Here is a 20,811-nt window from a genome sequence, read left to right on the forward strand (position 1 = left end):
CTCGTGCGCCCGCCGTCCGGGCCCGGGGAGCTTCCTGGGCTTCCCGGGAGCCGCGGTTGGCGCCGGGGCCCCGCGCGGGGACGATGGGGGTATGAGCGACGCGTTGTTCGGCTCCCCGCCGGTGGAGGTGGCCCCCGGCGCCGTGCACCTGCCCGGATGGCTGGACGGGGACGCCCAGGCCGACCTGGTCCGCCGCTGCCGCGACTGGGCCCGAGGCCCCGCCGGGATGCGCCGGCACCCGATGCCCCGCGGAGGGGTGATGAGCGTTCAGATGGTCGGGCTCGGCTGGCACTGGCAGCCCTACTCCTACTCCCGCACCCTCCCCGACGGCACCCCCGTCCGGCCCTTCCCGGCGGTCCTCGCCGACCTGGCCGCCCGCGCGGTCGGGGCCGCCTACGGCGCCCCGCCCGGGCCCGGCGCCGACCCCTACGACGTGGCGCTGGTCAACTTCTACGACGCCGACGCCCGCATGGGCATGCACCAGGACAGGGACGAGCTCTCCCGCGAACCCGTCGTCTCCCTCAGCCTCGGCGACACCTGCGTCTTCCGCTTCGGCAACACCGAGACCCGCACCCGCCCCTACACCGACGTCGAACTGCGCAGCGGCGACCTCTTCGTCTTCGGCGGCCCCTCCCGCATGGCCTACCACGGCGTTCCGCGCACCCGGCCGGGAACCGCCCCGCCCTCCCTCGGGCTGGCCGGACGGCTCAACATCACCGTCCGCGCCTCCGGCCTGGAGGGCTGACCGCTCCCGGTTCGCCCGGGCGTGGCGTGTCGGCGCGCCCCGGCCCCCGCGCCCCGCCAGGATCGGGCACAGTACCCACCGCCCGGGAGGGAAGCCCATGCACGACTCCTCGCCCGAACGCGTGATGGCCCTGGGCCACGAGGCCGCCCGACTGCCGGCCCGGGACTCGCCGGGGACCGTCCGCGCCGTCCTCTACCGCGACGGGCGCCGGGAGCGCGAGGCCGACTCCGTCGAGGAGGCCCGCCGGGCCCTCGCCCGCGACAGCGGGCTCATGGCCTGGATCAGCATGGACGAGCCCGACCAGGAGCAGCTCACCGACACCGCCCGGCACTTCTCCCTTCCCAGGCTCGCCCTGGAGGACGCCATCGTCGCCCACCAGCGGCCCAAGGTGGAGACCTACGGCGACGTCCTGTTCGTCGTGCTGCGACCGGCGCACTACGACCGGGACCGGGAGGCCGTCCGGGTCGGCGAGCTCCACCTCTTCGGGGGCCGCGGCTTCGTCATCACCATCCGGCACCGGGGGCAGGTGGACGTCGAGGCCGTCCGGGGCCGCCTGGAGGCCGAGCCGCGGGTCCTCGCCCACGGTTCCCTGGCCGTCGTGCTCGCGGTGCTCGACAGGGTCGTGGACGCCTACGCGCCCGTCGTCTTCGACATCCAGGACGACATCGACGAGGTCGAGACCCAGGTCCTCGACGGCGACCCGGAGGCCTCGCGCCGCACCTACCGGCTCGCCCGCCAGGTCATCGTCCTGCACCGCGCGGTCGACCCGCTCGACGTCGTCATGACCGACCTCATGGCGCTCATGGAGCGCCCCGAGGAGGCCGACCCGGGACCGCCCCACGCCTCCGCCGAGGCCCGGGGCACGCTGCACAACCTCCTCCGCGACGTCGCCGACCACGTCAGCGCCGTGCGCGAGCACGCCGAGGGGTTCCGCCAGATCCTCCAGAACATCATGTCCGTCAACAGCGCCCTCATCGACCAGGCCCAGAACGAGGCCATGAAGAAGGTCTCGTCCTGGGGCGGCATCCTGGTCGTGCCCACCCTCATCGCCTCCGCGTACGGCATGAACATCCCGCCCCGGCCCGGGTTCGAGTGGATGTTCAGCTGGCCTCTGTCCCTCCTTCTGATGGCGCTCTCCAGCCTCAGCCTCTACGTTGTGTTCCGACGCAACGGCTGGCTGTGAGGAGGGAACACGGTGCGCGACGGGGAATCCGCCGAACGCGAGGTGATCCGGCTGATGACGGGGGCGTGGGTGTCCAGGGCGGTCGCCACCGCCGTCGAGCTGGGGGTCCTGGACCGCCTCGGCGAGGGCCCGGCCGACACCGGCTCCCTGGCCGAGGGGCTCGGCCTGCACCCGGACCGGCTGGACCGCCTGCTGCGGCTGCTGGCGGCCGTGGGCGTGGTCCGCGAGCGCGACGGCCGCCACGAGCCCACCCGGGTCGGCTCCCACCTGCGCCGGGGCCACCCCTCCGGGATGGCCGAACTCGCCCTGCTCTACGACAGCGACATGTTCGGCGACTCGTGGGAGCACCTGGCCGACGCCGTCCGCACGGGGCGGACCGCCTTCGGCGAGGCCCACGGCACCGACGTCTTCTCGTACCTGGAACGGCACCCCCGGGACGCGGAGCTCTACACCGCGGGCATGGCCGCGGGCGGCCGGTTCTCCACGCACATCCCCGACGTGTACGACTTCGGCGGGGTGCGCACGGTCGTCGACCTCGGGGGAGGGGCCGGCGAGCTCCTCGCCGCGGTCCTGGCCGCCGCCCCCGGCGCGCACGGCGTCCTGGTGGAGCGCCCGGCCGCGCTCGCCGCGGCCCGCGAGCGCCTCGGGGCGTTCGCGGACGCCGGACGGTGCGACCTGGTCGAGGCCGACTTCCGGGAAGGGGTCCCCGAGGGCGCCGACGTCTACCTGCTCAGCCGGGTGCTGCACAACTGGTCCGACGAGGACGCGCGCGGTCTGCTCCGCCACTGCCGCCGGTCCATGGCCCCCGGCGGCAGAGTGCTCGTCGCCGAACGCATCCTGCCCGACGAGGGCCGTCCCTGGCTGTCGCTGGTCCTGGACGTGCACATGATGGTGATGACCCCGGGGGCCGAGCGGACCGAGCGCGGCTACGAGGAACTGCTGCGCTCCGCCGGGCTCACCACGCGCGAGATCCTCGACCTGCCGCTGGAGATGCGGCTCCTCGTCGCCGGCCCCGTCCCGCAGCCATGACCATGGGGCGGGCCCTCCGCCCTCGCCCGTCCCGTCACATCCGCCAGGGGAGGTTGAGCCACGGGCTCGCCGGATCACCGGCCAGGACCTTGTGCGCCGCCACCGAGTCCGTGTAGTAGGGGCCGAACGAGCCCTCGTCGAAGGCCATCGCCCGCCCTAGCACGAAGCCCGCCGACATCTCCTGCCACGAGCCGTGGTGGCGCATCGACTGCGCACCCGCCCGCAGGATGTGCCCGTGCGCGGCCCGCTCGTCGGCGTACCCGGCGTTGACGCCCCACCGGGCGAGGTTGACCGCCCGGCCGAAGTCGTAGGCGCGCACGGTCCGCACCGGCACGCCCCGGGGGAGGACCCCGTCCTCGACCATGCGCTCCTCGTACTCCCAGATCCGGGCGGCCTCCAGGACCATCTCCTCGTAGACCCGGTGGGCGGCGCCGCGGGCCCGGCACCAGTGGGCGATCAGGTCCGGCCACACGCCCGCGTCGAAGGGGTGCCCGGGCGCGCGGGCCATCGCCCGGTTGCGCAGGTCCAGCAGGACCGTCACGTCCGAGGCGGGGCGGTGGTCGTCGGTCAGGCGGCGCAGCGCGCCGTCCCACCCGGCGGTGTCGGTGATGCCCCAGGAGTCCCGGAGCTTGGCCCGCTCGTCCTCGGCGTCGCAGCAGGAGCACGACGAGTGGACGGCGTTCCACACCCCGCCCCCCGCCGTCGGCATGTGCGCCCCGGAGGCGAAGGCGTGCGCCAGCGGCCCCTGGAAGAACCCCGCGGGGTCGCTCCGGAGCCTGGCCCGCTTGGAGAACAGTCCCATGGCGCCCCTCCTCAGGGGTTCGGGAGGCGGCGGATCCCCTCCGCCTCGCGTCGGGCCCCGGCGGTGCTCCGCTCCGGGGCGGCGGAGCACCGGGGGGCCGCCGTCCGGGAGCGGGCGGAGTCCGGTGTCTCCTCCGGCTCCCGGGTCCTGCGGTTGTGCGCGTGGTCGGTCCAGCTGCTGCCCATGCCCCGGTTCCTTCCGTCGCGCGCCCGGAGACGGTGGGGCGCGCCGCGAGGTGTGACGCCTCCGTCGGGCCGCGGGTTCCGGATTTCTCCGATCGAGAGGAAGAGGAGTGGAAGGAGTGGTTTCCGTGCACTCCCGGTGTTCGCGGTGTGACGGAGAAGGTCTTGGTGCCAGGGGTCACATCACCTACGATGGGAGCGCTCCCAGAAAGGACTCCCCATGGATGCCCCGACACTGCCCGCACACCTCCAGTTCGGTACCGCCACCGCCGCCTACCAGGTCGAAGGGGGAGTCCACGAGGGCGGGCGCGGACCGTCCATCTGGGACACCTACTGCCGGACCCCCGGACGCGTCGCGCGCGGCGAGACGGGCGACATCGCCTGCGACCACTACCACCGCTACGGCGAGGACGTCGCCCTGCTGGCCGACCTCGGAGTGGACCTCTACCGCTTCTCCGTCGCCTGGCCGCGCGTCCAGCCCACGGGCAGGGGCCGCCCCAACCCCGAGGGCCTCGCCTTCTACGACCGGCTCGTCGACACCGTCCTCGGCGCCGGGATCGAACCCGTCCTCACCCTCTACCACTGGGACCTGCCCCAGGCCCTGGAGGACGAGGGCGGCTGGCGGGTGCGCGACACCGCCCACCGCTTCGCCGAGTACTCCCGCATCGTCGCCGACCGCCTCGGCGACCGCGTCAACCGCTGGATCACCCTCAACGAGCCGTTCTGCTCGGCCTTCGTCGGCCACGCAATCGGCCGGCACGCCCCCGGCACCCGCGAGGGGGCCCCCGCGCTCGCCGCGGCCCACCACCTCCTCCTCGCCCACGGCATGGCCGCCGGAGAACTGCGCGCCGCCGCGGCGGGCGAGGTCGGCATCACCCTCAACCCCGACCACCTGCTGCCCGCGTCGGACTCCGACGCCGACCGCGCCGCCGTGGAACGCGCACGCACGCTCCACAACCGCGTGTGGTTCGACCCCATCTTCAAGGGCGCCTACCCCGACAACGAGGACGAGGTCTGGGGAGACATGGCCGACGGCTCGTACCGCGCCGACGGGGACCTGGAGATCATCGCCCAGCCCCTGGACTTCCTCGGCGTGAACTACTACCGGCCGATCATGCTCCGCGACGCCCCGCACGCCGAGGCCGACATCTCCGCCCGCACGGCCGTGGACATCCGGACCGAGCAGGTGGACTTCGAGGGGGTACGGCACACCACCATGGGCTGGCCGGTGCTCCCCGACACCTTCGCCGACCTGCTCATCGACCTCGACCGCCGCTACCCGAACCTGCCGCCCATCCTCATCACCGAGAACGGCTCGGCCGAGGACGACCGGCCCGACGAGACCGGGCGCGTCCGCGACACCGGTCGCGTCGACTACCTGCGGGACCACCTGGCGGCCCTGGCGCGGGCCATCGAGGCCGGGGTCGACGTGCGCGGCTACTTCGTGTGGTCGCTGCTGGACAACTTCGAGTGGGCCTACGGCTACGACCGGCGCTTCGGCCTGGTCCGGGTCGACTACGAACGCCTGGAGCGCCACCCCAAGGACAGCTACCACTGGTACCGCGACTTCCTGACCTCCCACCGGGCCCGCAGGGCCGGCGAGGCCGTCCGACAGGGCTCGTAAGGGGCGGCTTCCGCCGCGCCCCGCGGACGGCGGGGCGCGGCGGTGCTCAGGCGTGCTGGCGCGCGACGCCGCCGAACGCCCCCACGACGGCGCCCAGGGCGAACATCGACGCCTCGTCCTCGTCCATGTGGACGATGCCGGCCGGAACGCGCACCCGGTAGGGCTTGGGCTCGGCGGGCAGGATCTCCAACCCGTCGATGATCCCCTGTCCCTCCAACATCAACAGGGCCTCTTCGACCCTTCCTGTACGGTCACCGCGGGACCATATGGACATGCGTCAACCCTCACTACGGCCGGGGCCGGGTACAACCGAGCGGGAACGGCGCCACTGGGGCAGGGCGGTCCACTGTTTCCCGGGCCGGGTACCCAGCCCTGTCACGCTCCGGGGTCCGTTCCGGTGTGCGCGGGGAGCAATCCCAGTGATACCACCGGCGCGGCGGGGTGGGGGCGGCATCGGAGGCACGGCGCACTGGCCGGAACCGGCCATGCCCCGGGGGGGTGGCCGGATCCCTGTTCCGGCGTGCGGCGGCACCGGTCGGTGGGGGCGGTCGTCCCGTCCCCCCGCGCGTACCGGTGGGTCGCCGCCCGGACGGGGCGGGGGAGGAGGCCGGGACCGGGTCGCCGCACGGGCTCGGGGGAGGCGGCGCGCCGCCGGGGTGGGCATCATGGCTCCTCGGGGTCGTTCCGGGCGAGCCTAGGGACGCTTCCGCCGACCCGCCCGGCGAACGCCGAAACCGGTCACCAATGCCCGGAAAGTCCTGCGCCACAGGCGTTCCGGACCCGGCGTCACCGCCTGTGGCTCCGCGCCGGAACGCTCGACGGCGGACGCCCGGGGGTCAGGGGCGGGCCGGGCCGAAAGCCCTGAGGGTCGCGTCGACGAGCGCGTCGGCGTACGCGGGGGTCAGTGGGCCGCCGCGGTGCAGCCACCGCTGGAAGAGGGGGGCGTAGAGCACCTCCAGGACCAGGTCGAGGTCGGCGTCGGGATCGAGCTGGCCGGCCTCCTGGGCGCTGCGCAGACGCGCCTTCTTCGCCTCGTCCAGCGGGCGGGCCAGTTTCTCGCGGTACTCGGCCGCCAGCTCGGCGTCGTTGGCGATCTCGGTGTTGAGGGCGCGGAGCAGCCTGTCGAAGGACGGGTCGGCGAACTCCTCCGCCGTGGCCCGCATGACGAGCTTGAGGTCGGACTCCAGGTCGCCCGTGTCCGGCAGTGCGACGGACTGTCCGTCCGCGCCCTCGCTCAGGGCCAGGACGGCGGCGAAGACGACCGCGCTCCTGGACGGCCACCGCCGGTAGATCGTCTGCTTCCCGACGCCGGCGCGGGCGGCGATGGCCTCGACCGTGACCTTGTCGTAGGCCTGCTCCGCCACCAGGGAGCGGGCGGCCGAGAGGATCGCCTGCCGGGACCGTTCCTTGCGCCGGGAGTGGTCCGGCCCCTTCGCGTTGGACATGCGTCCAGCCTATCCGCAAAAGAAACGAGACGGGCCGTATTGCTAGGTTGGGTGGAGTGTCCTACACTCGCAGGAAACGAGACGAACCGTTTCCTTTGTGAGAAAGAGGTGTCATGGCGGACGCACGAGTCTGGCTCATCACCGGGGCATCCCGCGGCCTGGGAAGAGCCTTCGCCGAGGCTGCCCTGGCAGGCGGCGACCGGGTGGTGGCCGCCGCCCGCGACGTCGGGCCCCTGGAGGAGCTGGCCGGGAAGTACCCCGAGCGCCTGGTCCCGCTCGCGTTGGACGTCGCCGACCGCCGAGGCGTGTTCGAGGGGGTGGAGCGGGCGGCGGCCGCGTTCGGCGGGCTGGACGTGGTCGTCAACAACGCCGGCGCCATGCTCTACGGCATGGTGGAGGAGGCCACGGAGGAGCAGATCCGGGCGCACATGGACGTGAACTTCTTCGGCGCCGTGTGGGTGGCCCAGGCGGTCCTGCCGCACCTGCGTGCCCGGGGCGGGGGACGGCTCCTGCAGGTCACCTCGATGGGCAGCGGCGGCGGCATGGCCACCGTCGGCCTCTACGGCGCGGGCAAGGCCGCCCTGGACTCGGTCAGCGAGGCGCTGGCGATGGAGGTCGAGGGGTTCGGCGTCAAGGTCACCGTCGTGCAGATGGGCGGCTACGAGACCGGCCTGTTCACCGCCGGCACCACGGCCACGGAACCCTTGGCGCGGTACCGACCCCTGCGCACCGAGATGGAGGCGATGTGGGGCGACGCCGTCGCTCCGGGACCGGACACCGCCGCTCCGACCGTCATGGAGCTGGTCGCACTGCCGGACCCGCCCCGGAGGCTCATCGTCGGCAGCCAGTCCTTCGACCACGTCCTTCAGATGGACCGGGAGCGAACGGAACTGTACCGGTCCTGGGAGCACCTCAGCCGGACGGCCCCGGGCTGACCGCGTCCCGCGTCGCCTCCGGGGGCGCATCACACGGCGGTCGGGCGGTCGGGGCCGTCCCCGCGTGCGCGGGGGGCAGACCGGTGTCCCGCCTGGTTCTTCGGAGCCCCGGCACGTATCGGCTGCGGCGGAGCCGGTTCCGCGCCGGGGATCAGACGATGATCTCCCGGCAGACGTCGACGAAGGCCTGCACCCGCCGCACCGGTCTGCGGTCGGTCGGCTCGATGACCTCGATCCCGAGCCCCCCGGACTCGATGTCGAGCTCCCTGGTCACATAGGGCAGGTCCTCGTAACTGCGTTCGAGCGCGGTGCGCTGGGTGAGCAGCGCGCAGCCCAGCCCGCGGGCCACCAGGGCGCGGACCATCTCGAAGCTCGCGGTACGGAAGCGCACGTTCGGGACCAGGCCGGCTTTGGCGAACAGGCCGAGGAAGTAGTCGCCCGCGGGCGGCAGGTCGAACAGGATCAGCGGTTCCGAGGCCAGGGCGGCAAGGCTCAGCGGGCCCTCCGTGTCCCATGCCCTGTCCGCGGGGACGAGCGCGTAGGGCGGGTCCGACCGGAGCGTCTGCGCTGTCACCCCGCTCATGGCGCGTACGGAGTCGAGCTCGTAGTGGTAGGTGATCGCGAGGTCGATCCGGGTGTTGAGCAGGTCGTCCAACAGCGTCCCGTGTGCCGCCTCGACGAAGGAGAGCCGCACCTGCGGGTGCCGCCGCGAGAACTCGGCGATCACCTTCGGCAGGAGGATCGGCGCGATCGTCGCGTAGCAGCCGACGGTGAGGTCCCCCTCGACCTCCTCCCGCTCCCGGCTGGCCGTCTCCCGGAGCTGTTCGAGGTTGGCCCGCACGTTGTCGGCCACGGCCAGGGCGCGCTGCCCCGACGCCGTGAGGAGCATCCCCTTCGGAGAACGGACGAAGAGGGTGACTCCCAGCGCCGACTCCAGGTCGGTCAACGCCGTCGACACCGTCGACTGCGACACGAACAGTTCCCGCGCCGCCGCCGTCACCGAGCCGAGCCTGGCGATGGCCCTCAGGTACTCCAGCTGCCGCAGGCTCACGTCACCCACCGGTTCGACCCTCCTGCCGGAGCCATCGGTTTTTCCGAAGGCGTTCTTTGGATCTATGTGTTTTACAGATCCTATCTTCCGCCTGGATAGTGGTGACCCATGACACAGGCAGGTCGGATGCCGACAACACCGGGGGCTCTACCGCGCCCCCGCAAGGCGCTCGACTCCACACTCCCGCGAACGAGCGACCTCCTGATCATTCACCAGAGCGTTCCGGCGCGCTGGGGGCCACCGGCGCCTCCGGGGCCTCGGCGCGTGCGAGGACACGATCCCAGGAGGAGAAATGACGAGTGAGATCTCGGAGCAGGTAGACAAGAAGGACCTGCGGCGGAGTGTGTTCGCCGGAGCGGTGGGCGTCTTCGTCCACTGGTTCGACTGGGCCGTCTACGCGTACCTGGCCACCACCATGGCGCAGGTGTTCTTCCCCGAACAGGACGGCACCGCCGGCCTGCTCTCGGTCTTCGCGGTCTTCGCCGTCGCGTTCTTCGTGCGTCCGCTCGGCTCGGTGCTCTTCGGCCACCTCGGTGACCGGTTCGGCCGCAAGACCACACTGTCGATCGTCATCATCTCCATGGCGGCGGGCACGCTCATGCTCGGGCTGCTGCCCAGCTACGAGTCCGTCGGCATCCTCGCGCCGATCCTGCTCGTGGTCGCCCGCATCATCCAGGGGCTCGCCGCGGGCGGGGAGTTCGGCTCCGCCGCGGCCTTCCTCGCCGAGTTCTCGCCGCCCAAGCGCCGTGGATTCGGGTGCTCGTGGATCGAGTTCGGCTCGGTCGGCGGGTTCCTGTGCGCGTCGATCGCCGTCTGGGCCCTGCACGCGGCCTTCCCGGCGGAGGTCGTCCTCGACTGGGCCTGGCGGATCCCCTTCCTGCTGACGGTGCCCATGGCCGCGGTCGGCCTCTACATCCGCCTGCGTATCGAGGACACGCCCGAGTACCGCGCCCTCGAGGACATGAACAACGTCCCCAGCCAGCCGGTCGTCGAGGTGTTCCGCTCCAACGGCAGGCAGTTCCTCCAGACGGTCGGCATCGAGACCTTCATGAACTCGACCTTCTACATCGTCCTCGTGTACCTGATCACCTACCAGGAGGAGATCGTCGGGGTGCCCGCCGACCGGGCGGCCCTGCTCTCCGCGGCGGCCTCGGTCGTCGCCATGGGGATCATCCCGCTGTCGGGCAGGATGTCCGACCGCGTGGGCCGCAAGCCGGTGCTCTACACCGCCGCCGCCCTGCTGATCGTCGCCGCCGTGCCGTTGTTCCTGCTGATGCAGGTGAACACGTCCTGGGCGGCGTTCGCCGCGACCTTCGGCCTGGCCGCGATCCTGGCGATCATCCTGGGCACACACGCGTCCACGGTGGCGGAGCTCTTCCCGACACGGACCCGGCAGAGCGGCCTGTCGATGGCCTACAGCGTCGCGGGGGCCTTCTTCGCCGGAACCCTGCCGTACCTGATGACCTGGCTGATCTCGCTCACCGGAAGCACCATGGTCCCGGCGTTCACCATGATCGTGATCGGCGTCATCGGCGCGGTCACACTGCGCACCATGCCCGAGACCAGCGGTTCCGACCTGCTGCACGAGAGCGACCGGGCCCCGCGCTGAGCAGTACGCGGGCCGGGGGCCGTCCGTGTGCGCTCCGCGCCCGGCCGGCGCCCCGGCCCGCCCGAGAACAGATCCATCCGCCCGGCGGACGGGCCCGTGGAGCGGCCCGGCCCGGCGGACTCCGCGGACACCGCCCCGGAGAGCCGGCCGGGTCCACGGAGAAAGCACGCAGAGCGCGTCCGCCGCCGCGGAACCACACGCGTTGACCGAACCCTGGAGGTTTCGCATGTCAGTCCAAGAGATCGAGGTCGTCGTCGTCGGAGGGGGGCAGGCCGGGATCGCGGTGAGTGAGCACCTCGGCGAACGCAAGGTGCCGCACGTCGTCCTGGAGAGGAACCGCGTCGCCGAGCGCTGGCGCTCGGAGCGGTGGGACTCGCTGGTCACCAACGGGCCCGTCTGGCACGACCGCTTCCCCGGGCTGGAGTTCACCGGCCTCGGCCCGGAGGACTTCGCCTCCAAGGAGCAGGTGGCCGACTACCTGGCCGCCTACGCGGAGAAGATCGGTGCGCCGATCCGCTGCGGTGTCGAGGTGACGTCCGTGCGCAGGCACACCGGCCGCAGGGGATTCCGGGTCCGGACCTCGGACGGGGACTTCGACGCCCGCTACGTGGTGGCCGCCACCGGCCCCTTCCAGCGCCCGGCCGTCCCGCCGATCATCCCCGAGGAGGCGGGCCTGGTCCAGATCCACTCCAGCGCCTACCGCAACCCCGCCCAACTGCCCGAGGGCGCCGTGCTCGTGGTCGGATCGGGCTCCTCGGGGGTCCAGATCGCCGACGAGCTCCGTGCCGCCGGCCGACGGGTCCACCTCTCCGTCGGACCGCACGACCGCCCCCCGCGCAGGTACCGCGGACACGACTTCGTCTGGTGGCTGGGTGTGCTCGGCAAGTGGGAGGCGTCCTCCCCTCCGCAGGGCGCCGAACACGTCACGATCGCGGTCAGCGGCGCGCACGGCGGCCGAACCGTGGACTTCCGGACGCTGGCCGACCGCGGCATCACCCTGGTCGGCCGGACCGAGTCCTTCGACGCCGGGACCCTCCGCTTCGCGCCCGACCTGCGGGACAACATCGCGCGGGGCGACGCCAACTACCTGTCCCTGCTGGACGAGGCCGACGCCTACGTCGAGCGCAACGGCCTCGACCTCCCCGAGGAGCCGGAGGCCAGGATCCTGGGCGATGACCCGGAGTCGGTGACCGATCCCGTCCTCGAACTCGACCTCGCCGCCGCCGGGATCACGTCCGTCCTGTGGGCCACCGGCTTCACCGCCGACTACGGCTGGCTGCAGGTGGACGCCTTCGACGCGGACGGCAGACCCAGGCACCAGCGCGGGGTCTCCTCCGAGCCCGGCGTGTACTTCATGGGGCTTCCGTGGCAGTCCCGCCGCGGCTCCAGCTTCCTCTGGGGGGCCTGGCACGACGCGAAGTACGTCGCCGACCAGATCTCGATCCAGCGCGGCTACATGGAACACAACGACTCGAACCCGCGCCCGTCCCACACCCGAGCCCGCATCCAGGAGTGACCACACCATGACCACGCACAAGCGCATCCGCCCGTTCAACACCAAGGACACCTACCCCGAGCAGAACCTCGACAACGACCTGTGCCAGGCGGTGGTGGCCGGCGGCGTCGTCTACCTGCGCGGCCAGATCGGCCAGGACCTGGACACCCGGGAATCCGTGGGCATCGGCGACGTCCGCGCGCAGACCGAGAAGGCCATGGCCAACATCGACCTGCTCCTCAAGGAGGCCGGGAGCGACCTCCGGGACATCGTCAAGGTGACGATCTACCTCGTCGACCCGCGCTACCGCGAGGAGGTCTACCGCGAGATCGGGCGCTGGCTCAAGGGCGTCCACCCGGTCTCCACCGGCATCGTCGTCCAGGCCCTGGCCCGTCCGGAGTGGCTCGTGGAGATCGACGCGACGGCCGTGATCTCGGGAGGCGGGGAATGACCTTCTCCATCGCCGCCCACCAGGACGGCCGGTTCGGCATCGCCGCCGCCTCGTCCTCCCCCGCGGTCGCGGCACGGGTCGTGCACCTGCGCGACTCCGTCGGCGCTGTCGCCTCACAGAACATCACCGACCCGCGGCTGGGAACGGCGCTGCTGGACGGGCTCGCCGCGGGCGCGGGCCCCCGGGAAGCGCTCGACGCCGTCGTCGACGGCGAGCCGGACATCGACTACCGGCAGCTCACCGTGGTGGACGCCTCCGGGGCGGCGGCGACCTACAGCGGCGCGCTCACCCTCGGCGTCCACGGGGAGGCCACCGGACCGCACTGCGCGGCCGCGGGGAACATGCTCTCCCGACCCGGTGTCCCCGAGGCCATGTGCGAGGCCTTCGGCTCCGCCGGGGGAGAGCTGGAGGAGCGTCTCCTCGCCGCGCTCGCGGCCGGGCTGGCCGCCGGCGGCGAGGCGGGACCGGTGTACTCCGCGGGCCTGTCCACCGTGTCCGCGAACGGCTGGCGCGACACGGACCTGCGCGTCGACTGGCAGGAGGACCCGATCGAGGCGCTGCGGGGGCTGCTCGGGGTCTGGCTCCCGCAGCGCGACGACTACGTCCGGCGCGGCCTGGAACCGGCGGCCTCGCCCGGATACGGGGTGCCCGGCGATGACCGTTGAACCCGGCGGGCAGCCCGGTGCCACGGAGCACCTGGAACGCCTGATCACCTACTCCGAGACCCTGCACGCCCACCCGGAGACCGCCTGGGAGGAGCACCGCGCGGCACGGTGGACGGCGGAGCTGCTCGAGGAGTTCGGTTTCGACGTCGAGACCGCCTACCTCGGCTTCCCCACCGCGGTGCACGCCGCCTACGGGACCGGCCGGCGCCGGGTCGGCTTCGTCGTCGAGTACGACGCGCTGCCGGGCCTGGGCCACGCCTGCGGCCACAACCTCATCGCCGCGATGTCGGCGGGCGCCGCGATCGCGCTCCGGGCGTGGGCGGACCCGCTCGACCTGCGCATCGACGTGATCGCCGCCCCGGCCGAGGAGGGCGGCGGGGGCAAGATCGAACTGCTCGACGCCGGAGCCTTCCGGGATCTGGACCTGGCGCTGATGGCCCACCCGGGCCCGGTCGACGCCCCGCGGGCCGAGCCCTACGCCGTCGCCCACGACCACGTCCGCTTCACCGGCCGGTCCGCCCACGCGGCCGCCTACCCGCACGAGGGCCGCAACGCCAACGACGCCTTCGTGATCGCCCAGGTGGCCCTCGGCCTGCTGCGCCAGCAGCTCCCGCCGGGCACCCGCGTCCACGGGATCCAGACGGTGGGCGGCCAGGCGCCCAACGCCATCCCCGGGACCACCGAGGGCCGCTGGTACACCAGGGCCGAGAGCCTGGCCCAGCTGGAGCCGCTGCGCCGCCGGGTGGAGCAGTGCTTCGAGGCGGGAGCGCTGGCCACGGACACCGCGCTGGAGTTCACACCGGAGTCCCGGCCCTACTCCGAGTTCCGCACGGACGAGCGCGCCCTGGAGATCTACACGCGTCACGCCCTCGCGATCGGGCGCAGGCTCGACGCGCCCGTGGAACACCGGACGATGAACCGCGCCTCGACCGACATGGGCAACGTCTCCCAGCACGTGCCCGCCATCCACCCCTACATCGGACTGGACTGCTTCCCGGTGAGCAACCACCAGCCGGAGTTCGCCGCCGTCTGCGTGGGGGAGGCGGCCAACCGGGTCATCGGGGACGGCGCCACGCTGCTCGCGCGTACGGCGCACGAGTACTTCGCGCGGGAACCCGGCCCCGCCGACGCCGACCCGGCGGGGAGCACGCCCGTCGCCCGGCGACGGTCGGGAGGAGGGCCGGCATGAGCGCGGACGTCCCCGTGGAGAGGACGGAGGCCGACTCGCTCGGCGAGGTGTCGGTCCCGGCGGACGCGCTCTGGGGGATCAACACCGCACGCGCCAGGGCGAACTTCCCCGTCACCGGCCGCCCCTGGGGCGAACTGCGCGACCTCGTCTGGGCCTACGGGGCGGTCAAGCTCGCCGCCTGCCGCGCCAATGCCCGGCAGGGGCTGCTGGACCCCGCCCAGGAGCAGGCGATCGCCGCGGCCTGCCACGAGCTCATGCGGGGCGACCTCGACGGGGAGCTCCTCGTCGACCGGGTCCAGGGCGGGGCGGGGACCAGCACCAACATGAACGTGAACGAGGTGGTGGCCAACCGGGCACTGCAGATCCTCGGCCTCGTGCCGGGGACCCGCGCGGTGATCGACCCGCTCGATCACGTCAACCGCAGCCAGAGCACCAACGACACCTATCCCACTGCGGTCAGGATCGCGGTCCACCGCGGCATCGAGCGGCTCGTGCCCGCGCTCCTCCGGCTCGCCGCCGAGTTCGAGGCACGTTCGGCGGACTTCCGCGGCATCGTCAAGATCGGTCGCACACAGCTGCAGGACGCCGTGCCGATGACCCTGGGGCAGGAGTTCGCCGCCTTCGCGGAGACGATCCGGGAGGACGCAGCCCGACTGGAGGAGTTCCTGCCCCACCTGCGTGAGGTCAACCTCGGCGCCACGGCGATCGGGACCGGCATCACCGCCCCCGTCGGATACCGGCGGAGCGTGGTGGCCGAGCTCAGCGAGATCACGGGGTATCCGCTGACCTCGGCGAACAACCTGATCGAGGCGACCTCCGACACCGGTGTGTTCGTCTCGGCCTCCGGGCTCCTGAAACGCTGCGCGCTGAAGCTGTCGAAGATCTGCAACGATCTCAGGCTCCTCGCCTCCGGTCCGCAGGCAGGGCTGCGGGAGATCGTGCTCCCGGCCGTGCAGGCGGGATCGTCGATCATGCCGGGAAAGGTCAACCCGGTCATCCCGGAGACCGTGAACCAGGTGGCGTTCCTCGTCGTGGGGGCGGACACGACCGTGACCATGGCGGCCGAGGCCGGGCAGCTGCAGCTCAACGCCTTCGGGCCGGTCATCGCCTCCTCCCTCCTGGACTCGGCGGACCTCCTGACGAACGCCGCCGACCTGCTCACCGGGCGCTGCGTGAGCGGTATCCGCGCCGACGGCGAGGCCGTCACCGCGCGGACCAGGGGAAGCCTCGCCGTCGCGACCGGACTGGTGCCGCTCCTCGGGTACGCGCCCACGGCGGCTCTCGTGAAGGAGGCGCTGAACGGGCCCCGCGCACTGGCCGAACTGGTCCTGGAACGGGGCCTGCTCGACGAGGAGCAGCTCGATGCCGTGCTCGCGCCGGAGAAGCTGACCGGTGAGGGCTCCGTCGTCCTCTAGCCACCCGCACGGCCGTGCCCGCGGTCGCGCCTCAGGGGCGGCTCCGACGGTTCCGGCGCCGAAGCAGCCCCGTTCCACGGTCCTGGGCCGCGGTCTCGGCAGGGTCCTGCCCGGCCCGGTCGGGGCCTCCATGGAAGGCTATTGCGGTCCGTCCGACCGGGGTGGGGAGATACCCCCTGCCCCGGGCGGACGGAGCGGGCCGGCGGCCGCGGGCCCGTGGCGGCCCTGCGGCGTGCCGGCCCGGGACGGTCAGCCGTGGGCCCCGGCCTTCGGCCTGTCGGGGGAACCGGGGGCGTCGCCGCCCTCGGCGATGCCGCTCAGCACCTCGGAGGCGGCGAGCTCGTCGCGCGCGGCGAGCCGGTCGAAGCCGGTGACCGGGGGGTAGACGTAGCGGCCCAGGGTCGCGATGAGGATCGCACCGAGGACGAGGATGCCCATCAGGACGGGGATGACGGGGTCGTAGGAGCCCAGCAGGTCGTAGCCCAGCCCGAGGAGGAGCGGCCCGAAGGCGGTGCCCAGGAGGAACGCGGCCTGGACCACGCCCAGGATCCGGCCGAAGTAGCGCGTGCCCAGGTAGCGGCTGATGAGCAGGGCGAGCAGATCGCCCTCGATGCCGAAGGCGACGCCGATGAAGGCGACCGCGACGGCGGCGCTGCCGAACGGCGGGTACAGGAAGAACATGCCCGCGATGGGGGCGATCATCACGATCGGGCCGATGATGGTTCCGGGCACGCGGTCGACGATGAAGCCGCCGGCCACGCGTCCCACCAGCGAGGCGAGGCCGAAGACGACCAGCAGGGTGGCCGCCTGCTCGGCGCTCAGCCCGCGGTCGGTCATCATCGGCACGAGGTGGACCTGGAGGCCGTAGACGACGACCCCGACCAGGCCCAGCCCGACCGCGATGCCCCAGAACTGCCGGGTGCGGAACGCCTCGCGGACCGTCAGGCCGGGGAGCTGGAGACTGACGTCGCGGCCCTCCACCTGTGTCTCCTGGACGAGCCGTCCGCGGACGTGCCGTTCCGCGCGGGCCCGCACGAACAGGGTGACCATCGTGACCGACACCAGGACCGAGATCAGCGCCATCACGCCGTACGTCATCCGCCATCCGACGTTCTCGATGAGCGTTCCGGCCAGCAGCGGGGCCAGGGCCGAGCCCAGCCCGATGATGCCCGTCACCACGCCGACGGCGAGGGCGCGGTTGTTGTCGAACCAGCTCACCACCGCCCTGGTGGCGGGTACCGCCGTTCCGGCCCCGAAGAACCCCACGAAGAAGCACGGGACGAAGTAGACCCACTCGACCGGCGGCACCAGCCCGACCAGCGCCATCGAGGCCGCGAACAGCACGAACCCCGGCACGAGGATGTAGCGCGCGGCGAAGCGGTCCACGAGCTGCGCGACGATGATCAGGCCGATCGCCATTCCGACCGCCGCGACCGAGAACGCCCCGGTCACGGTCGTGCGGCTGAAGCCGGTCTCCTCGACGATCGGCAGCACGAACAGGCCGATGGTGGCCAGGTACATCTGGGGGCCGACGGCGTTGGAGGTGCCACCGCCGATCACCACCCACCAGGGGCTTCTCGGTCTCGTTGCGCGGGGGGTGACAGTGCTCATGCGGACTCCGTAGGTAGTGGGGCGGTCGTGCGAACGGCGGTCAGGCGGCGAGGAAGGAGACCTCGGCCAGTTCCTCGGAGACCTGCCAGACGCGCGCCGCCTCCTCCGCGCTGCGCAGCGTCGGGTACAGCCGCTGTTCGGAGGGCGGGCCGCCGAGCCTTCCGAAGCCGCTGGGGCTGTAGAGCGCACCCGGCTTGGAACCGGGGTCGGTCGCGGCCATCAGCGCGGGCAGCTTCGCCGACTCGAGGGTGCCCAGCAGGATCCCGCGGGCCGACAGGGCCCGGATCCGGCGGATGTGCGGGGTGTCCTCGTCGCGGCCGAGCTCGGGGCGGGCGGCCAGGAGGCTCGTGGGGGCCACCCCGGGGTGGGAGAGGTTGCTGGTGATGCCCCACCCGTGAGCCTTGCTGCGGCGGTCCAGTTCGAGGCCGAACAGACCGAACGCGATCTTGGACTGGCTGTACGCGCGCATCCCGTCGTAGGAGCGGTCCCAGTTGATGTCCTCCCAGTTGATGGAGCCGCGGCGCGCGGCGACACTGATCTGCGAGGTCACCCGTGCCCGGCCGGCGCGCAGCAGCGGCAGGAGCCGGCAGACCAGGGCGAAGTGGCCGAGGTAGTTGGTGCCGAACTGCAGCTCGAACCCGTCGACCGTGGTCTGGTGGTTCGGGGGCCGCATCACGCCGGCGTTGTTGATGAGGATGTGGATCGGGCGGCCCTCCTCACGGAGCGTGTCGCCCAGGGCGGCGACCGAGGCCAGTGAGGAGAGGTCGAGGCCGCGGGTCGACACCCGCGCGCCCGGGTGGTTGCGGCGGATCTTCTCGACCGCCTTCTTCCCCTTGGCGGGGTTGCGGACGGGCAGGAGGACCTCCGCGCCGGCCGCGGCCAGCCACTCGGCCATTCCCAGGCCCATGCCGTCGCTCGCGCCGGTCACGACCGCCAGTTTCCCGGTCAGGTCGGGCACGGTGATGTCGATGGTTCGACGTGGCATTGCTCTGCTCCTCGGATAGTCGATCCCTCACGCCGGTCGGGGGCGTGGGAGGCGTCCGGTGTTCCCCTCCGCCGGGGGCAGGGGCGGGTAGGGGTCACCGGACCGCGCAGGCCCGGCACGGGAGGGACCGGTCACCGACCCGCCCCGCTTCCGTTCCCGGTGCGCAAGAGCGATCCTCGGTCCTCGGCGGGGGAGTAACCACGGCCTCCCGATCCCAGGCTCGCGGGTCCACCCCTCGGGCCGGCGGCCGGAAGGGGGGATCGGCGGTCCGTGGCTACACTCGCGCGCGGACGGTAGACACAGAGCATGACCTTGGAAGGAATGCTGTGATCGATCGCACCGGGCTGGCGGAGTTCCTCCGCAACCGCAGGGGGGCGCTGCAACCCGAGGACGTCGGGCTCCCGCGCGGGCAGCGCCGCAGGACCATGGGCCTGCGACGCGAGGAGGTCGCGTCGCTGTGCCACATGTCGACCGACTACTACTCCCGGCTGGAACGGGAGCGCGGGCCGCAGCCCTCGCTCCAGATGCTCGCCTCGATCGCCCAGGGGCTGCACCTGTCGCTGGAGGAGAGGGACCACCTGTTCCGCCTCGCCGGACACAACCCGCCCGCACGCGGCGGGGTCGGAGACCACGTCGGCCCCGGCCTGCTGCGGATCCTCGACCGCCTGGACGACACCCCCGCGGAGATCGTCACCGAACTCGGCGAGACCCTCAGGCAGACCCCGATGGGCGTCGCCCTCACCGGCGACACGACCGGGTACACCGGGCCCGCGCGCAGCGCCGGGTACCGGTGGTTCACCGACCCCTCCGTGCGGGACTTCTACGCCCCCGAGGAGCATGCGTTCCTCACCCGCATGTACGCCTCGGGCCTGCGCCAGATCCTCACCCTGCGGGGACCCGACTCACGGGCCGCGCACCTGGCCGAGCTGCTCCTCGACCGGAGCGAGGAGTTCCGACGGGTGTGGGGCGACCACGAGATCGGTGTGCGCCCCCACGACGTCAAGCACTTCGTCCACCCCGAGGTGGGCCCCCTGACGCTGAACTGCCAGAGGCTGCTCGACCCGGGCCAGGCCCACTCGCTGCTCGTCTACACCGCCGACCCCGGGAGCGAGAGCCACGAGAAGCTGCGCCTGCTCTCCGTCATCGGAGCCCAGGCGCTCCACTGAGGCCCCGACGGGCTCCGTCTCCGGCCGCTGCCGGGGTTCGGGCACCCGGCCCGGGAGGCCTCCGGTCACCGGTGGACGCCCACCCCGTCGGCGCGGTCGGGATCGTGCTCGCGGCGCACTCCCACGACCGGTCCGCCCAGGGGCTGAGCCTCGAAGGCGTGCTCACACGCGCCCCCGTCGTGGTGGTGGCGCTGGGATCAAGGTGTTCGCCGCCGAAGGTAAATAAACACGCCAACAACGCCAGTTTGGCGCTCATATGGGGGATGATCGTGGACATGAGAACCGACACCGAACAGGTGGAGCTGTCCGTCACCGAGGCCCGCGACCACTTCTCCGAACGCGTGAACCGGGCCGTCTACGGCGGGGAGGTCACCTTCGTCACCCGCGGACGCAACCACCACAGGGCTGCCGCGATCGTCCCGGCCGACCTGGTCGACCACTACGAGGAGCTCTTGGACGAGCGGGACGCCCGGATCGCCGCCGAGCGCCTGGCCGACATCGAGGCAGGGCGCTCCAAGGTGGTACCGCTCGATGAGGCGATGAGCCGACTCGGACTGACCGAGGAAGACCTGGACGGCCCGTGAACCACCATTCCTACGAAGTGGCCTTCGAGGACCAGGCGCTCAAGCAGCTCGCCAAGCTCGACAAGCCGGTCCGGATGCGGATATTCCGCACGGTGCGGGAGCTGGCGGTGGACCCGCGCCCGGCGGGGAGCATCCCGCTGAAGGGGGACACCGATGCCTGGCGGGTCCGGGTGGGTGACTACCGGGTGGTGTACACGGTCCACGACGGTCGGCTCCTGGTTCTCGTGCTGAGCGTGGCGCACCGCCGCGAGGTCTACCGGGACCTGTGACCCCGCATTCAGTAGCTCCGTGATGCCGCACCGGAGAGGGCTGGTGCGGAGTTTCGGCGTGTCCGGGGTGGCCGAATTGAAGCGTCGCCCCGTCGGCAGGTGGTCCAGCAGTACTTCGTCAACTCGTGTCGGGCGGGTGCTGCTGAGCGAGGCGACGCCTACAGGTGGAACACACGCCTGTCCAGCACAGCAGCACCTCTTGCAGCGCGTCCGGACCTGGTACAGACGTCAGACCAACGTCGACCTTCTCGGGTCCCACCTCCGAGAGGTGGGAAACGCCTGCCCCACGCTGACCAGCGTGACTTCTTCTGGCGGTCTTGGCCCGGGTCGGACTCTTCGCCCTGGCCGCCGGCGAACCCGTCCGGGCTCGCCCCCG

Annotated in this window: 21 protein-coding genes; 14 read left to right on the top strand and 7 right to left on the bottom strand. The window is 72.4% G+C overall.

The window, feature by feature from the left end; genetic code table 11:
- Nucleotides 1–91 precede the first annotated feature (91 nt).
- The 3 genes from OUQ99_RS11710 to OUQ99_RS11720 all read left to right on the top strand — a co-directional run bounded on the left by OUQ99_RS11710 (nt 92) and on the right by OUQ99_RS11720 (nt 2,957).
- Nucleotides 92–745, top strand: coding sequence for an alpha-ketoglutarate-dependent dioxygenase AlkB family protein (locus tag OUQ99_RS11710; RefSeq protein WP_267949464.1), 654 nt, complete (start codon nt 92–94; stop codon nt 743–745).
- A gap of 97 nt (nt 746–842) precedes the next feature.
- Complete coding sequence (locus tag OUQ99_RS11715) at nt 843–1,928, top strand: magnesium and cobalt transport protein CorA (RefSeq protein ID WP_267949465.1); 1,086 nt, start codon at nt 843–845, stop codon at nt 1,926–1,928.
- A 12-nt stretch (nt 1,929–1,940) separates the two neighbouring features.
- Nucleotides 1,941–2,957 carry a methyltransferase gene (locus OUQ99_RS11720; protein ID WP_431061500.1) on the top strand — a complete coding sequence of 339 codons (1,017 nt, stop codon included), beginning with the start codon at nt 1,941–1,943 and terminating at the stop codon, nt 2,955–2,957.
- 34 nt (nt 2,958–2,991) lie between these two features.
- On the opposite strand, the gene OUQ99_RS11725 is transcribed toward OUQ99_RS11720, so the two are convergent.
- Together OUQ99_RS11725 and OUQ99_RS11730 are read right to left on the bottom strand one after the other, a co-directional pair.
- Nucleotides 2,992–3,759 carry a DUF1266 domain-containing protein gene (locus tag OUQ99_RS11725; RefSeq protein WP_267949466.1) on the bottom strand — a complete coding sequence of 256 codons (768 nt, stop codon included), beginning with the start codon at nt 3,757–3,759 and terminating at the stop codon, nt 2,992–2,994.
- Nucleotides 3,760–3,770: 11 nt separating this feature from the next.
- The gene (locus tag OUQ99_RS11730; protein WP_267949467.1) at nt 3,771–3,944 is read right to left on the bottom strand and encodes a hypothetical protein; all 174 of its coding nucleotides are present in this window, start codon (nt 3,942–3,944) and stop codon (nt 3,771–3,773) included.
- 217 nt (nt 3,945–4,161) lie between these two features.
- Here OUQ99_RS11730 and OUQ99_RS11735 point away from each other — a divergent pair, with 217 nt between their 5' ends.
- The gene (locus tag OUQ99_RS11735; RefSeq protein ID WP_267949468.1) at nt 4,162–5,565 is read left to right on the top strand and encodes a GH1 family beta-glucosidase; all 1,404 of its coding nucleotides are present in this window, start codon (nt 4,162–4,164) and stop codon (nt 5,563–5,565) included.
- Nucleotides 5,566–5,611: 46 nt separating this feature from the next.
- Here the strand turns inward: OUQ99_RS11735 and OUQ99_RS11740 are convergent, their stop codons facing one another.
- On the bottom strand, nt 5,612–5,785 hold the full coding sequence (locus tag OUQ99_RS11740) for a hypothetical protein (protein WP_267949469.1): 174 nt from the start codon (nt 5,783–5,785) through the stop codon (nt 5,612–5,614).
- Between the two features lie 616 nt (nt 5,786–6,401).
- Nucleotides 6,402–7,010 (bottom strand): TetR/AcrR family transcriptional regulator, encoded by a 609-nt coding sequence (locus OUQ99_RS11745; RefSeq protein ID WP_267949470.1) that lies wholly within the window; start codon nt 7,008–7,010, stop codon nt 6,402–6,404.
- Nucleotides 7,011–7,123: 113 nt separating this feature from the next.
- Between OUQ99_RS11745 and OUQ99_RS11750 the strand changes: the two genes are divergently transcribed.
- Nucleotides 7,124–7,945, top strand: a complete 822-nt coding sequence (locus OUQ99_RS11750) for an SDR family NAD(P)-dependent oxidoreductase (protein ID WP_267949471.1) — start codon at nt 7,124–7,126, stop codon at nt 7,943–7,945.
- A 151-nt stretch (nt 7,946–8,096) separates the two neighbouring features.
- Here OUQ99_RS11750 and OUQ99_RS11755 read toward each other — a convergent pair whose 3' ends face one another.
- On the bottom strand, nt 8,097–9,005 hold the full coding sequence (locus tag OUQ99_RS11755) for a LysR family transcriptional regulator (RefSeq protein WP_267949472.1): 909 nt from the start codon (nt 9,003–9,005) through the stop codon (nt 8,097–8,099).
- A 283-nt stretch (nt 9,006–9,288) separates the two neighbouring features.
- On the opposite strand from OUQ99_RS11755, the gene OUQ99_RS11760 reads away from it, so the two are divergent.
- The 6 genes from OUQ99_RS11760 (at nt 9,289) to OUQ99_RS11785 (ending at nt 15,820) form a co-directional block, all read left to right on the top strand.
- A complete protein-coding gene (locus OUQ99_RS11760; protein WP_267949473.1) occupies nt 9,289–10,605 on the top strand; it encodes an MFS transporter in 1,317 nt (438 codons plus the stop codon).
- A gap of 226 nt (nt 10,606–10,831) precedes the next feature.
- Complete coding sequence (locus OUQ99_RS11765; RefSeq protein WP_267949474.1) at nt 10,832–12,121, top strand: flavin-containing monooxygenase; 1,290 nt, start codon at nt 10,832–10,834, stop codon at nt 12,119–12,121.
- Between the two features lie 7 nt (nt 12,122–12,128).
- Nucleotides 12,129–12,551, top strand: a complete 423-nt coding sequence (locus tag OUQ99_RS11770) for a RidA family protein (protein WP_267949475.1) — start codon at nt 12,129–12,131, stop codon at nt 12,549–12,551.
- Complete coding sequence (locus OUQ99_RS11775) at nt 12,548–13,216, top strand: DUF1028 domain-containing protein (RefSeq protein WP_267949476.1); 669 nt, start codon at nt 12,548–12,550, stop codon at nt 13,214–13,216. The genes OUQ99_RS11770 and OUQ99_RS11775 overlap by 4 nt, the downstream gene beginning before the upstream one ends.
- Nucleotides 13,206–14,405 carry a M20 family metallopeptidase gene (locus OUQ99_RS11780; protein WP_267949477.1) on the top strand — a complete coding sequence of 400 codons (1,200 nt, stop codon included), beginning with the start codon at nt 13,206–13,208 and terminating at the stop codon, nt 14,403–14,405. The genes OUQ99_RS11775 and OUQ99_RS11780 overlap by 11 nt, the downstream gene beginning before the upstream one ends.
- A complete protein-coding gene (locus tag OUQ99_RS11785) occupies nt 14,402–15,820 on the top strand; it encodes an aspartate ammonia-lyase (protein WP_267949478.1) in 1,419 nt (472 codons plus the stop codon). Before OUQ99_RS11780 ends, OUQ99_RS11785 begins: the two co-directional genes overlap by 4 nt.
- 249 nt (nt 15,821–16,069) lie before the next feature.
- Here OUQ99_RS11785 and OUQ99_RS11790 read toward each other — a convergent pair whose 3' ends face one another.
- A complete protein-coding gene (locus OUQ99_RS11790; RefSeq protein ID WP_267949479.1) occupies nt 16,070–17,431 on the bottom strand; it encodes an MFS transporter in 1,362 nt (453 codons plus the stop codon).
- Between the two features lie 40 nt (nt 17,432–17,471).
- Complete coding sequence (locus OUQ99_RS11795; protein WP_267949480.1) at nt 17,472–18,416, bottom strand: SDR family oxidoreductase; 945 nt, start codon at nt 18,414–18,416, stop codon at nt 17,472–17,474.
- A 326-nt stretch (nt 18,417–18,742) separates the two neighbouring features.
- Between OUQ99_RS11795 and OUQ99_RS11800 the strand changes: the two genes are divergently transcribed.
- The 3 genes from OUQ99_RS11800 (at nt 18,743) to OUQ99_RS11810 (ending at nt 20,435) form a co-directional block, all read left to right on the top strand.
- A complete protein-coding gene (locus OUQ99_RS11800; RefSeq protein ID WP_267949481.1) occupies nt 18,743–19,582 on the top strand; it encodes a helix-turn-helix transcriptional regulator in 840 nt (279 codons plus the stop codon).
- Between the two features lie 71 nt (nt 19,583–19,653).
- Nucleotides 19,654–20,166: a type II toxin-antitoxin system Phd/YefM family antitoxin gene (locus OUQ99_RS31580; RefSeq protein WP_344178619.1), complete on the top strand. Its 513-nt coding sequence runs from the start codon at nt 19,654–19,656 to the stop codon at nt 20,164–20,166.
- Complete coding sequence (locus tag OUQ99_RS11810) at nt 20,163–20,435, top strand: type II toxin-antitoxin system RelE family toxin (protein WP_267949482.1); 273 nt, start codon at nt 20,163–20,165, stop codon at nt 20,433–20,435. The genes OUQ99_RS31580 and OUQ99_RS11810 overlap by 4 nt, the downstream gene beginning before the upstream one ends.
- Nucleotides 20,436–20,811: the final 376 nt, after the last annotated feature.

It is taken from the genome of Streptomonospora nanhaiensis (genome assembly GCF_026642255.1).
In the GTDB taxonomy this organism is placed as follows: domain Bacteria; phylum Actinomycetota; class Actinomycetes; order Streptosporangiales; family Streptosporangiaceae; genus Nocardiopsis; species Nocardiopsis tropica.